Below are 13,874 nucleotides of genomic sequence, written 5' to 3' on the forward strand. Positions count from 1 at the left end.
GCTTTAAACAACTGGTTTTTTATTACCTAAGTTATGGCTGTATGTTGTTTGTTTTTAATACTGATGTAGCATACAAAATATATATTAAGTTTTTCTAATATACGTATTGACAAAAATTGTACAAAGGTAAATACTATTACAAACTTTCAGTAAATACTGAAAGTTCATTAAATCTTAACGTTGCCCATAATTATGTTGCACTGTTAACCCGTCACTCATAAGGAGCTAATAATGATAGATGAAACCTTTGTGGATCTATCGCGATTACAGTTTGCTGTTACCGCTCTCTTTCATTTCTTGTTTGTACCTTTAACCATAGGTATGACCTGGATTTTAGTTATCATGGAATCGGTTTATGTTATGACCGGTCGAGAAATTTATCGTGATATGACTAAGTTTTGGGGGAAATTGTTTGGTATTAACTTTGCAATAGGTGTGGCGACAGGCCTTACCATGGAGTTTGAGTTTGGTACTAATTGGTCTTATTACTCTCATTATGTGGGTGATGTTTTTGGCGCCCCACTTGCTATTGAAGGCTTAATGGCATTCTTTTTAGAATCAACCTTTGTAGGTATGTTCTTTTTAGGCTGGGACAGACTCTCAAAACGTCAACATTTAGGTGCAACATTCTTGATGGCAATTGGTACCAACATGTCGGCATTATGGATTTTAATTGCTAACGGTTGGATGCAAAATCCGGTAGGCGCTGAGTTTAACTATCAAACAATGCGTATGGAAATGACCAGTTTTGCAGAGCTTGTATTTAACCCTGTAGCGCAAGTTAAGTTTATTCATACTGTATCGGCAGGCTATGTAGCTGCATCTATGTTTGTACTTAGTATCAGCAGTTGGTACATATTAAAAGGCCGTGATTTAGCCTTTGCTAAACGGTCTTTTTCAGTTGCCTCTGCGTTTGGTTTAGCTTCCATTTTATGTGTTATTTTACTCGGGGACGAATCAGGCTACGAGGTAGGTGAAGTTCAAAAAGTAAAACTAGCAACGATTGAAGCCGAATGGCACACCGAAGAAGCACCAGCGGCGTTTACGGCATTTGGTTTTCCCGACTCAGAAGAGCAAGTAACTCACGCAGCAATAAAAATACCTTACGCACTTGGGATAATTGCTACTCGCTCTCTTGATGAAAAAGTTACCGGTATTTCTGATTTAGAAAAACAACATGAAGTCCGTATTCGTAACGGGATGATTGCCTACGAATACCTCTCAAAGTTAAGAAATGGTGAAGATACACCAGACAACGTTGCTAAATTTGATACCTTAAAAGCTGATTTAGGCTATGGCTTGCTACTTAAACGCTACACACCAGATGTTGTAGATGCCACCGAAGAGCAAATTCAAAAAGCGGTTAAAGATTCATTCCCTAAAGTAGGCCCTATGTTCTGGTCGTTTAGGATAATGGTTGCTTGCGGTGTGGCAATGCTCGCTTTATTTATACTTGCCTTTTACTACAACGCACATCGCGTTATTGAGCAAAAACGCTGGTTGTTATGGGCTGCCGTATTAAGTATTCCACTACCTTGGGTGGCTATTGAATTTGGCTGGATTGTGGCTGAGTATGGCCGTCAACCTTGGGCTATTTCTGAAATACTGCCAACCTTTTTAGCCACATCGTCATTAACAATAAACGATATATTAATCAGCTTAACTGGATTTGTTATTTTTTATACCGGTTTAGCTATTGTTGAAGGCTGGTTGATGATCCGCTTTGTTAAACAAGGACCAAGCTCGCTACATACTGGTAAGTATCATTTTGAATTACCAAACAAAGCTGAAGGAGAGCAATCATGATTTTTGATTATGAAACATTAAAAATGCTTTGGTGGTTGATCATTGGCGTGCTGCTTATTGGCTTTGCGATCACCGATGGTATGGATATGGGCGTTGCTATGTTGCTTCGCCTAGTTGGTAAAACAGATTCAGAGCGCCGCACAGTAATAAACACTATTGGCCCGCATTGGGATGGTAACCAGGTATGGTTTATAACTGCAGGCGGCGCGTTATTTGCAGCCTGGCCTATGGTATATGCTGCCGCATTTTCGGGCTTTTACTTTGCCATGATGCTAGTACTATTTACCTTGTTTTTTAGACCACTTGGGTTTGATTACCGCAGCAAAGTAGACTCAAAACGCTGGCGCAACAACTGGGATTGGGGTTTACTTGCAGGTAGCGCGATTCCAGCTCTCGTTTTTGGTGTTGCTTTTGGTAACTTATTTTTAGGTGTACCGTTTAATATTGATAACCTGATGCGAGTTAGCTACCAAGGTTCATTTTTTGGCTTGCTTAACCCATTTGGATTACTTGCAGGTTTAGTGAGTATTACCATGTTAGTTGCTCACGCGGGCATGTGGTTACAACTTCGTACAGCAAGTGTGGTCGCAGAGCGTTCAGGGCAATATGGCCGCTATTCTCTTATTGTGTTTATCGTGTTATTTGCTGCAGCTGGTTTTTGGGTGGCTAATTTAACGGGCTACCAAATTGTATCGATGGCTGATACGCAGAGCCATGCAGATCCATTAGCTAAAGTAGTTACTACAGCGCAAGGTGCTTGGTTAAGTAATTACAGCGATCGTCCGTGGACAATGACCTTCCCTATTTTAGCCTTTGCAATGGCATTAAGTGCACTTGTGTTTTCTAAATTAAACAAGCCAGCACTTGGACTGATTTCAACAAGCTTAATGTTAATTGGCGTAATTATGACGGCCGGTGTTTCACTCTTCCCATTTATTATGCCATCAAGCAATAATCCAAATATTAGTTTAACAATTTGGGACGCGGTATCGAGCCATAAAACGCTCAATATAATGTTTGTTGCAGTGTGTATTTTTGTTCCACTTATATTAACTTACACCACCTGGTGTTACGTTAAAATGTGGCGCAGAGTAACGGTAGAAGAAATTGAAAATAACACTCACGGTAGCTACTAAGGAGACTAAATAATGTGGTATTTTGCCTGGATTTTAGGCGTACTATTAGCCTGTACGTTGGGTGTCATAAACGTAATGTGGTATGAGTTTCATCAAAATAAAGACAGTATTGCTGATGACGAACAAGCACTACATGATTTATTAAACGATACCATCAACACCAAAGATGACGACTAACCCCCGACCAGATCGCGCGCAGCAGCAATCACTGCGCGCTTTTTTAAAGCGTCAAAGTAAACCCGCTGCAGTGTGGTTAAAACTAAGCATTGCACTAGGTACTTTTAACGCATTACTAATGATTGCAGGTGCTTATTTACTTGCGCAAACTATTCACAACGTTATGTTTGAAGGTAATAACTTAGCCCAAGTTACCCATTTATTATGGCCTTTAGCAGGCATTATTTTATTGCGCGCGGTGTTTTTAGCATTAAGTGAGCGCTTGAGTGCATTTGCTGCACTTAAAATAAAATCGGCTATGCGCCAAACACTTCTAAATAAGCTCAGCTTACTTGGGCCTAGTTATATAGAACAACATGGTCAAGGTGCTACGCTAAACACCCTTCACAATGGCGTAGAAGCACTTCATGATTATTATGCTAAATACTTACCCGGTGTGGCTTATAGCGCGCTGATTCCGCTTGCCATATTGGTGGTTATTTTCCCAACGGATTATAAAGCAGGATTAATCTTTTTATTAACGGCTCCACTCATTCCATTTTTTATGATTTTAGTAGGATCTAAAGCCGAAGCGCTTAATCAAAAACGCTGGAAACAACTTGCTGTACTGGGAAATTACTTTTTTGACCGAGTACAAGGGTTAACTCAACTCAAGCTATTTAATGCAACACGTACCGAGCTTAAACAAATAGCTAAAATTTCAGATGACTTTAGACACGCCACACTTGATGTTTTAAAAATCGCATTTTTGTCATCATTTGCACTCGAGTTTTTAGCCACCATTAGCGTTGCACTCGTTGCCGTAATAATTGGCTTTAGATTATTTTTTGGCACACTCGATTTTGCAACGGGCTTTGTAGTGCTACTTTTAGCACCTGAATTTTATTTACCACTGCGCCAGCTGGGCAGTCATTACCACGCTCGTTTACAAGGTATTAGTGCGGCGGCCGACATGGTTGCTATTTTAAATGCCCCACTGCCAAGTGACGAAAATGCGTTAGTAAGTACAAGCACGCCTGCTAATAATTTAACTTTAAATACAATTAACACAATAAGTATTACCGATCTTAATTTTATATACCCCGATAGTAACGAAGGGATTAAAAATATAAATTTAACACTGCCAAATAAAGGCTTGATTGCAGTTGTGGGCAGTAGTGGCTCAGGTAAAAGTACGTTGTTTGATTGCTTATTAGGGTTTCACCCTGAGGTGATTAACCACCTATCTATTAATGAGCAGAGTTTAAGTACAGCCGATATAACTTACTTGCAAAATAATATTGCGTGGATACCGCAAAAAGCGACGCTGTTTTACGACACTATTGCTGCCAATATTAAATTAGCCAAACCAACTGCCACACAGCAAGAGCTTGAACATGCGGCAAATCAAGCTGGTGTACTTGAGTTTATAAATACCCTACCCGATTGTTTTAATACACTAATAGGTGAGCAAGGCGAAGGTCTTTCTGGCGGGCAAAAGCAACGCATCGCACTCGCACGTGCATTCATAAAACAAGCACCAATCTTAGTGCTTGATGAGCCTACAGCGCACCTTGATAGCCAAACAGAGCAACTTATTCAAAATGCTATTAATGAATATGCTAAAAACAACTTAGTATTAGTCATTGCTCATCGATTAAATACCGTTAAACATGCCAGCAATATCATTGTTATGCACGATGGAAAAATTGCAGAGCAAGGACACTTTAAAACACTTGCAGCGCAAAATGGTGCATTTGCTAACTTACTAAAAACGGCTAAAAAAGGAGTTACACATGCATAATTTTATTCGCTTATTAAAGCTGTGTGCTCCTCATTATAAAGCTATGCTATTGGGTACATTTTTAGCGACGATTACGGTATTAGCTAATGTGGGCTTGTTGGCTATTTCTGGCTGGTTTTTAGCATCAATGGCGGCTGCAGGTATCGCGGGCGTGCAAATGAACTACTTTACCCCGGCAGGCACGATTCGTTTTTTAGCAATTGTACGAACCGCATCGCGCTATGGCGAACGCCTAGTTACTCATAACGCCACGTTTTTATTACTAAGTGAAATACGTACCAATGTCTTTGCAACGTTAAGTAAGCTTAACAATGTTGATTTAGCAATGAGTCGCAGCGCTGATCTAGTTAACCGGTTACAAAACGATGTTGACGCACTCGACAAGTTTTATTTAAACGTTTTACTTCCTATGTTAGTCGCTCTTTTAAGTGTGCCAATCATCATGCTGTTTATGTCGGCCTATAATGGCAACGTCGCCCTTATTTGCTTTACTGGCATTATACTTATTGGTGTGGTTATACCGGCCCTACTTAGCATAAAGCTCACTAAAAACAGCCACAAAGAAACACAACTTAGTGCACAACTTCGCTCTGAGCTTTCAGATACACTCACAGGCCTTAGAGAGCTTAGTGTTTATCAAGCCCGTTCGCAGCAGCTTAATAAGTGCAACGAATTAAGCGAGCAGTATAATCAGCAATTATTTATTCGCCACAAAGCACTGGCAAACTCAGATGGGTTAAGCTTGTTGGTTGTCCAATTAGCCATGCTTGCTAGCATAGTAACCCTAGTTCCGCTGGTTTACGCCAACAGTATAGTAAATGTAGAACTTGCTATGTTAAGTTTATTTGTACTGGCAAGCTTTGAAAGCGTATTACTGCTACCCAATGCGTTTATAGAGCTTCCTAGTGTATTAAAAGCAGCTGAGCGATTATTTACGCTTGAAGATAAAGCAGCTAGCTCACTAGTTAAAGATACGCATGTCGACGTTGATAAAAACTTTAGCGCGCAAAATCACACGTTAATACTTAACAATATTAGCTACCAATATGGTGAGCAAACAGCACTAACTGATATCAGTTTTGAGCTAAGACCTCAGCAAAAAGTAGCGATTGTAGGTAGAAGCGGCAGCGGTAAAACTACCCTTGTAAATTTACTTACTGGTTTATGGCCTTTACAACAAGGCAGCATCACTTTAAATAATCAAAATAGCGTTGTTGACTTATATTCGTTAAATAACGATATACGCGCAAATGTGATAAACATATTAGCCCAGCAGCACCATATTTTTGATGGCACATTAAGTGAAAATTTACGTTATGCCGCGCCAAATGCAACCAAAGAGCAAATGATTGAAGCGCTCGCATTAGCTCAATTGAGCCCATGGTTTAGTGAACTAAAATCCGGTTTAAAAACACGATTAGGTACTGGTGGGCGTAATGTATCGCAAGGTCAATCTAGGCGTATAGCCATTGCGCAAGCGTTACTTAAAAAACCTGCTATTTTGGTTCTTGATGAACCAACTGAGGGTCTTGATAATCAATCTAAGCAAGGGGTAATGCAAGCTATAATGCATGTTATGAATAACGCGAGCGTGCTGACAATTACGCACGATCCTGCTCTACTTGCTCAAATGGATAATGTTGTATGGTTAGAAGGCGGTAAAGTAGTTGCGCAAGGCTCTCATAAAGAGCTCAGTGGGGCTTATCCTGATTATGTTGCACTAACTACCCGGTTTTAAAACCTTTACTGATACATCAATAACGCCGACCTTTGGGTCGGCTATCTTTTTAAACATACTTTTTGATAAATCAATAATACGACCTCGCACATACGGGCCTCTATCGTTAATTCTTACCGTGACTGATTTGTTATTAGCGAGGTTGGTGACCTCCACCTTAGTACCAAAATCAAGCTTTAGATGAGCCGCAGTTGCGGCTTGTTGGCTAAAGCGCTCTCCGTTGGCGGTCGTCCTCCCGTGGTATTTATCAGCATAAAAAGATGCTTTGCCAACTTGAGTAACTTCTCCAGTAGATGATTTAACAATAGGCTGGCTACTACAAGCGGCTAAAACTGAAGTAATAAAAAGAGTAACAACTAACTTAGGTAAACGCATAGGACGACTTTTATTATATAAATTACTCGCATACTAACTCAAGTACCCTGAGTATTAACTGAATTAGCTTAAAGCTGGGCAATAAAAAACCACCTTCGATTTATCATCTAGGGTGGTTTTTAAATGCTTTAAACAAAACGCGCGAATTATCTTACAATACCGCGCTCTGAGTTTTTAACAAAGTCGACCATCAATTTCACAGCAGGGTACTTTGCAGCATCTTCACTAAGCGACTCAATAGCTTCTTCAGCACCTAAGCTTTTACGGTAAAACGCTTTGTATGCACGGCGTACAGCCATAATTTCATCACTTTCGAAACCACGACGTTTCATGCCTTCTTTATTGATAGCGGCAGGACCTGCTGGCATACCAATGGTAGTAACAAATGGTGGGACATCTTTGTTAACACCAGAGTACATACCAATAAAGGCATGCGCACCAATTTTACAAAACTGATGAACACCCGAATTACCACCTAAGATAACCCAATCGCCGACATGTACGTGCCCGGCCACACTTGCGTTGTTAGCAAAAATTACGTTATCACCAATTACCGCGTCATGTGCAACGTGTGTATAGGCCATAAACAAATTATTACTACCAATTTTAGTAACGCCTTGGTCTTGAATTGTACCACGGTGAATAGTGGCACATTCACGGATAACATTATTGTCGCCCATGATTAATGTGGTTGGCTCGTTGTTGTATTTTTTGTCTTGGCAGGCTTCGCCTACAGAGGCAAACTGAAAAATATGATTGCCAGAGCCAATAGTTGATGGCCCTTTAACAACAACGTGAGACTCAATTATACAGTTATCACCGATAACAACATCATTACCAATATAACTGTAAGGACCAACTGAGACATTGTTGCCTAGTTTAGCGCCAGGTTCGATTATTGCTGTAGAATGGATCACGATTAAAACTCTCTTCTAGCACACATAATTTCGGCACTACATACTACTTTGCCGTCGACTTTTGCTTCTGCAGAAAACTTCCATATGTTACGACGTTCTTTTAAAAACTCAACATGAAGATGTAGTGTATCACCAGGGATCACTGGTTGTTTAAAACGTGCATTATCAACAGCAGCAAATAAATAAAGTTCGTTTTCACTGCGATTTTCAACCGTTTTAAAACCAAGAAGGCCAGTGGCTTGCGCCATTGCTTCTAATATTAGCACACCAGGAAAAATAGGCTGGTTTGGAAAGTGCCCAGTAAAAATTGGCTCGTTTATAGATACATTTTTAATCGCGTGTAGAGATTTACCAGGTGTAAAATCAATAACACGGTCAATTAAAAGCATCGGATAACGGTGCGGTAATAAAGCTAAAATTTCTTGAATATCAAGGCTATTTAATTCGTTTGCCAAAATAGCATCCTTATTAGTGTTCACGTTATGACTTAGCCAATGCTTCTAGCGCTTTCAAACGTAACTTCATGTCAGAAAGATTGCGCAGATTAGCTATTGATTTACGCCACTCTTTATTGGTTGTATGGGGCATGCCAGACGAGTAAATACCTGGTTCGGTTATCGATTTAGTCACCATACTCATGCCTGTGATTATAACACCATCACTTATAGAAATGTGACCATTAATTGCAACCATACCGCCTATTTGACAATACTTACCAATCGTTGTGCTACCCGCTATTACGCTGCAACCAGCAATAGCTGTACCAGAATCTATCTCAACGTTATGTGCTATTTGGCATTGATTATCAATAATTACATTACTGTGGATTATCGTGTCGTCTAGTGCACCACGGTCTATAGTCGTACTTGCACCTATTTCAACTTTATCACCAATTATTACCGAACCTAGCTGAGGTATTTTAATCCACTGCCCGCGCTCGTTAGCGTAACCAAACCCATCACTACCAATAATACTGTTTGCTTGAAACAAACAATCTGAACCAATTTCAACATTGTGATAAATAGTCACACTAGGCCAAAGCTTAGTGCCAGAGCCTATTTTAACACGTTCTCCAATAAAACTGTTCGGACCAATTTGTGCGTTGTCACCAATGACTGCACCAGCTTCAATAACTGCGTTAGCACCAACAGCAGCACTGTCGCTAACAATAGCCGTTGGATGAATAACCGCACTTGCGTGAATGCCTATAGAGGCTGAACGTGGCGTAGTATCCATTAATTGGGCGAGTTTTGCATAGCTTACATAAGGATTTGCAACGATAATTTTACTGCCATTAAAATATGGCGCGTCGGCTTCACTAACTATTACAGCACTCGCTTGTGTGGTTTCAAGTTGAGAACGGTATTTCTTGTTCGCTAAAAATGCAATATGCCCTGTACGGGCATTGGCAAGTGTTGCTATTTTTTTATTTCTAAAGCGCCATCACCCTGAAGTTCGGCGCCTAGAAATTCCGCAATTTGCGAAAGCGTATAATTATGCATCGAGTAATTATTTCTTGCTAACAGCGGCTACTACTTTAGACGAAAGGTCGGTTACTTCTTTAGGGTTAAAGTAAATAGTAGTGTCTTTTACTTTAACTTCGTCGAAGTCGCCGTCTTTAGCAATCTCTTCGATTGTTTTAATAATTACACCTTGAACTTTAGCAAGTTCTTGGTTTTGACGGGCTTTGATTTCTTGCTCTAAAGGACGACCTTGTTCAGCAAGGTTTTTTTGCATGCCTTGTATTTTATCACGTAGTGCATCTTTTTGAGCTTGACTCATAGTTGTACTTTCACGCTTAAATTTTTCAGCTTCAAAACGAATATCGCCTTGTAACTTTTCAAGTTCTTGACGTCGTTCAGCAAACTCAGTTTGTAAAGACTGCTCAATTTTAGCCATTTGAGGTATTTGCTTGTAGATTTCTTGCATATCAACAATGCCTACTTTGTGTGCAAGTGCACTTGCAGAAGTACCCATCAATAACGTTGCTAAAACAGCTACAGCTGTTGATTTAAATAATTTGTTCATAAAAAACTCCTTTAGAAAGTGTTACTAATATTAAAACTGATAGTTTTCGTATCGTCATCTTCTTCTTTTTGCAATGGATACGCAAAACTGATCAGCATTGGACCCATTGGAGAGATCCACTGTAGTGATAAACCTGTTGAAACCCTAAAGCGCATTGGGTCAGAATAATCATCTAATTTAGCACGCTCATCAACGCCTAAATTTTGATAGCGGTCTACGTTAAACTCAGTATCCCATACGTTTGCAGCATCAACAAAGAAACTGGTACGTACAGAACTGGTATTTTCTTCATCTAAAAACGGTGTAGGAACAATTAGCTCCATACCTGCAACCGCTTTAGCATTACCACCGATACGACCTTGCGGTATTAATATATCAAACTCAGACGCACCACCAATCCCTCCGGTAGATGTACCATCTGCATTAGGTGTACCCGGAATAGATTGAGGTATACGAGATACCGCTTGCGGTAAAATTGTATTACGGTCAAAGCCACGTAGTTCCATTTCAGTAATTCGGAAAAACTCTTGGAATGGTAACGTTTGTTCATAACCATTAGTCGAACCGTAACCATTACCATAACCAAGTGCTGCACGCGTTGAAAATACCCAGCGATGATCGTTCGAAATTGGCCAGTAAAAACGCGAGTCATAGTCTAGTTTAAAATATTGAAGATCTGAGTTAGGCGTTGTTGCTGTTAAATTTAGAGTTTGGCGTGAACCAGCCGTCGGAAATAAACCGCGGTTAACAGTAATACGCGACCAACCTACACTCAACTCATATTTAGTAAAGTCGAAGCCTGCATCTGGATTTTCAGGATCTAAGAAGGTTTCACGTAGTACACGAGTTTGCTCGTATTCAGCGATATCCGAAAGCTCTTCTTTAATCCAACGAGCGCCAAAATTAACACGATTTATTGCATCAACTGGAAAGCCAATATTTGTGCCTAAACCATAACTTTTTGACTTGTACTCAACAAGGCTAAATTTACTTGCGTCGTAGTTTCTGTAAAAAATGCTACTACCCTGCGATACGCCATCTGGCGTAAAATACGGGTCTGTATATGATAGACTTAAGCTTTCAGAACCTGTAGATGTATTAAGATTTAAACCTATCTGGTTACCTGTGCCTAAAAAGTTAGATTCAGTTACACCAATGTTAAATTGCAGACCAAGGTATGAACCATAAGCAAGACCAGCGTTGAAGCTACCCGCAGATTGTTCTTTAACAGTAAAGTCTACATCTACTTGGTCATCGACACCTGGTACTGGAACTATATTAAAATCAACTGTTTCCATGTATGGTAGACGTTGAATTTGCAGTTTTGAACGCTCAAGGTTTTGATTAGATAACCATGCACCTTCAAGCTGTGTCATTTCACGACGTAGCACCTGATCAGCTGTGTTTTGATTACCGCCTACAATAATACGGCGTACATATACACGTTTACCTGGATTAACCGATAGAGTTAGCTGCACTTCTTGCTTTTCGTCATCAATTTCAGGAATTGTTCGCACTTCAGCATTAGCATAACCAAAACGTGCTAAGTAACTTTTAATGAATTCTTCAGAAGAGGTAACTACTGAGCCGTTATAAAGCTCACCCGCTCTTAGTGGGATAACACTCTTGATTAAATCTTCACGACCAAGTAAATCACCAATGAAGTCAAAACCCTTAACCTTGTATTTAACACCTTCAGTTAAGTTAGCTGTAACGTAAACGGATTCACGCTCAGGACTTACTGATACTTGTGTAGAATCGATATTAAAACGTAAATAACCACGGTCTAAATAAAAGCTGCGAATTTTTTCTAAATCGCCCTCAATGGTTTGCTTTTGGTAGCGATCGCTACCCATAAATTGCCACCAAGGTAAATCTTGCTGAGACTCTGCTAATTTCAATAAATCTTCATTTGAGAAGAGCTCGTTACCCACTAAGTTAATTTGGCGGATGGACGCGGCATCGCCTTCATCAAACTCTAACTTAAGTTTTACACGATTTCGTGGCAACTTAGTAACGCTAATATCTACTTTAGCGTTATATTTACCAATACTGTGGAAAAACTCTACTAACCCTTTTTCGATACTATCGATAACGGTTTTATCAAGTGGCTCACCTTGACGAATATCTTGTTGATCAAGAGATTCATTAAGCTGCTCGTCTTTAATGTCTTTGTTACCATCAAACTCAATGAAGCTGATCGTAGGACGTTCAGTTACTTTAAAAATAACATTATTGCCATCACGTAGCGCTTTTATATTATCAAAGTGACCAGAGCGGTAGAGTGACTTTATTGTTTTTGAAATCGTATAGTCATCAACATTATCGCCTACGTTGATAGGAATATGCGTCAATGCAGCACCAAGTGCTACACGCTGTAAGCCTTCAACCTTCAAGTCTTCAACAACAAACGAAGTTTGGCCTAGGGCTGCAAAGCTTGCACCTAATAAACTTGAAACTGCCAAATGTTTTTTTATAGCCATTTTATTATCTTTATCCTATACAACTGTATTAACGCTTAGCACCATATATTAATAGTGCTTTACAATCGTGTTCTAATTAGTAATTTGTCACGCTGCAACTACAAACGCGATACATCATTGAACAAAGCGAAACATGTTAGAAAAATGAGTAGCAAGGCTCCCACTTTAAAACCAAACTCTTGTGTCTTTTCAGAGACTGGCTTTTTACGAAAAAGTTCAATTATGTAATACATTAAGTGTCCGCCATCTAGCACTGGCAGGGGTAATAAATTAAATACACCCAAGTTAACACTTATTAAGGCTAGAAAGCTTAAAAAGGCAACTAAACCATAGCTCACGCTAGCGCCAGCACCTACAGCAATACCTACCGGACCACTTAAATTTTTAACCGAAACTTGGCCTGTAATTAAATTACCTATCATATCAAAACTAAGGGCAATCAGGCGCCACGTTTCTTTTGTACCTCGTACGATACTATCGAGCGGACCATACTGTCTAGTCTTTACATACCCATCAGGCCATTGTTGAACAACAGGCGCTACACCTAAAAAGCCTTGCTCAATACCGTTATTATCAAGGCGGCCCTGAGGGGTTACCGTCATCGTTTTTATAGTATCTTGTCTTTTTACACTAAATTGTAAAGATTTGTTAGCCGATTGCGTAATAAGATTAACTAATTGCTGCCAACTGGTTATTGTTTCACCGTTTACAGCTAAAATTTTGTCGTTAGGCTCTAATTTAGCAAACTCTGCCGCTGAATTTTTAGTCACCGCTGCAATAACAAGCGTTGCCTGAGGCCTAAATGGTACAATACCTAATGAACTCAACGGGGGTACATCTTGTTGATCAAGTTTCCAACCATCTAGATTAAGTATTTTAACTTGCGGCTGCAGGTTTTTGTCACGAACTACAACTTCAACACTTTCTTCACCTAAGTTAGACATAAGCGCAAACGTGGCATCTTGCCATGTGGTTATTTCGTCATCGCCAATTTTTATAATATGTTGAGAAGGCATAATGCCCGCCTGCTCTGCGCGACTGCCTTCGGTTATGCTGCCAACAACGGGCTTAACCGACTGCACACCTACCATATACATCACTGCAAGAGCAAAAATAGCAAACAAAAAGTTAGCCATAGGTCCTGCAGCAACAATAGCAATACGTGCTTGTACAGATTTAGCGTTAAACGATAAGTGACGTTGATTTGCTGGCACCTCATCAACTCGCTCATCAAGCATTTTTACGTATCCGCCTAATGGAATAGCGGCAATCACGTATTCGGTATTATATTTGTCGTGCCATTTTAACAGTGGTTTACCAAAACCAATTGAAAAACGCAGCACTTTAACGCCCATTTTGCGCGCAACCCAGAAATGGCCGTATTCATGTATTGCCACTAAAATACCAAGCGCTAAAATAAATGAACCAAGA

11 protein-coding genes and 1 pseudogene are annotated in these 13,874 nt (G+C 39.9%); 5 read left to right on the forward strand and 7 right to left on the reverse strand.

Going from position 1 to position 13,874, the window contains the following annotated elements:
- Positions 1-231: 231 nt before the first annotated feature.
- The 5 genes from P20652_RS13715 to cydC are packed head-to-tail and all read left to right on the forward strand — an operon-like array spanning position 232 to position 6,640.
- On the forward strand, positions 232-1,806 hold the full coding sequence (locus P20652_RS13715; RefSeq protein ID WP_008166686.1) for a cytochrome ubiquinol oxidase subunit I: 1,575 nt from the start codon (positions 232-234) through the stop codon (positions 1,804-1,806).
- The gene (gene cydB, locus P20652_RS13710; protein ID WP_008166688.1) at positions 1,803-2,942 is read left to right on the forward strand and encodes a cytochrome d ubiquinol oxidase subunit II; all 1,140 of its coding nucleotides are present in this window, start codon (positions 1,803-1,805) and stop codon (positions 2,940-2,942) included. Before P20652_RS13715 ends, cydB begins: the two co-directional genes overlap by 4 nt.
- A 12-nt stretch (positions 2,943-2,954) precedes the next feature.
- Positions 2,955-3,119 (forward strand): cytochrome bd-I oxidase subunit CydX, encoded by a 165-nt coding sequence (cydX, locus tag P20652_RS13705; protein WP_008166690.1) that lies wholly within the window; start codon positions 2,955-2,957, stop codon positions 3,117-3,119.
- On the forward strand, positions 3,109-4,902 hold the full coding sequence (gene cydD, locus P20652_RS13700) for a thiol reductant ABC exporter subunit CydD (protein ID WP_008166692.1): 1,794 nt from the start codon (positions 3,109-3,111) through the stop codon (positions 4,900-4,902). Before cydX ends, cydD begins: the two co-directional genes overlap by 11 nt.
- Positions 4,895-6,640, forward strand: a complete 1,746-nt coding sequence (gene cydC, locus P20652_RS13695) for a thiol reductant ABC exporter subunit CydC (protein ID WP_008166693.1) — start codon at positions 4,895-4,897, stop codon at positions 6,638-6,640. The genes cydD and cydC overlap by 8 nt, the downstream gene beginning before the upstream one ends.
- On the opposite strand, the gene P20652_RS13690 is transcribed toward cydC, so the two are convergent.
- The 7 genes and pseudogenes from P20652_RS13690 to rseP all read right to left on the reverse strand — a co-directional run.
- A complete protein-coding gene (locus tag P20652_RS13690; RefSeq protein WP_008166696.1) occupies positions 6,623-7,015 on the reverse strand; it encodes a septal ring lytic transglycosylase RlpA family protein in 393 nt (130 codons plus the stop codon). The genes cydC and P20652_RS13690 overlap by 18 nt on opposite strands.
- A 146-nt stretch (positions 7,016-7,161) precedes the next feature.
- Positions 7,162-7,932 (reverse strand): acyl-ACP--UDP-N-acetylglucosamine O-acyltransferase, encoded by a 771-nt coding sequence (lpxA, locus tag P20652_RS13685; protein ID WP_007580998.1) that lies wholly within the window; start codon positions 7,930-7,932, stop codon positions 7,162-7,164.
- 2 nt (positions 7,933-7,934) lie between these two features.
- The gene (gene fabZ / locus P20652_RS13680; RefSeq protein WP_008166699.1) at positions 7,935-8,387 is read right to left on the reverse strand and encodes a 3-hydroxyacyl-ACP dehydratase FabZ; all 453 of its coding nucleotides are present in this window, start codon (positions 8,385-8,387) and stop codon (positions 7,935-7,937) included.
- Positions 8,388-8,412: 25 nt separating this feature from the next.
- Positions 8,413-9,434 (reverse strand): annotated as a pseudogene (gene lpxD / locus P20652_RS17555) (UDP-3-O-(3-hydroxymyristoyl)glucosamine N-acyltransferase).
- 7 nt (positions 9,435-9,441) lie between these two features.
- The gene (locus P20652_RS13675) at positions 9,442-9,960 is read right to left on the reverse strand and encodes an OmpH family outer membrane protein (protein WP_008166703.1); all 519 of its coding nucleotides are present in this window, start codon (positions 9,958-9,960) and stop codon (positions 9,442-9,444) included.
- An 11-nt stretch (positions 9,961-9,971) separates the two neighbouring features.
- A complete protein-coding gene (gene bamA / locus P20652_RS13670) occupies positions 9,972-12,443 on the reverse strand; it encodes an outer membrane protein assembly factor BamA (protein ID WP_008166705.1) in 2,472 nt (823 codons plus the stop codon).
- Between the two features lie 98 nt (positions 12,444-12,541).
- Positions 12,542-13,874, reverse strand: a 1,333-nt coding sequence (gene rseP, locus P20652_RS17560) for a sigma E protease regulator RseP (RefSeq protein ID WP_083832847.1), incomplete at its 5' end; no start/stop codon positions are given.

It is taken from the genome of Pseudoalteromonas sp. BSi20652 (assembly GCF_000239855.1).
In the GTDB taxonomy this organism is placed as follows: domain Bacteria; phylum Pseudomonadota; class Gammaproteobacteria; order Enterobacterales; family Alteromonadaceae; genus Pseudoalteromonas.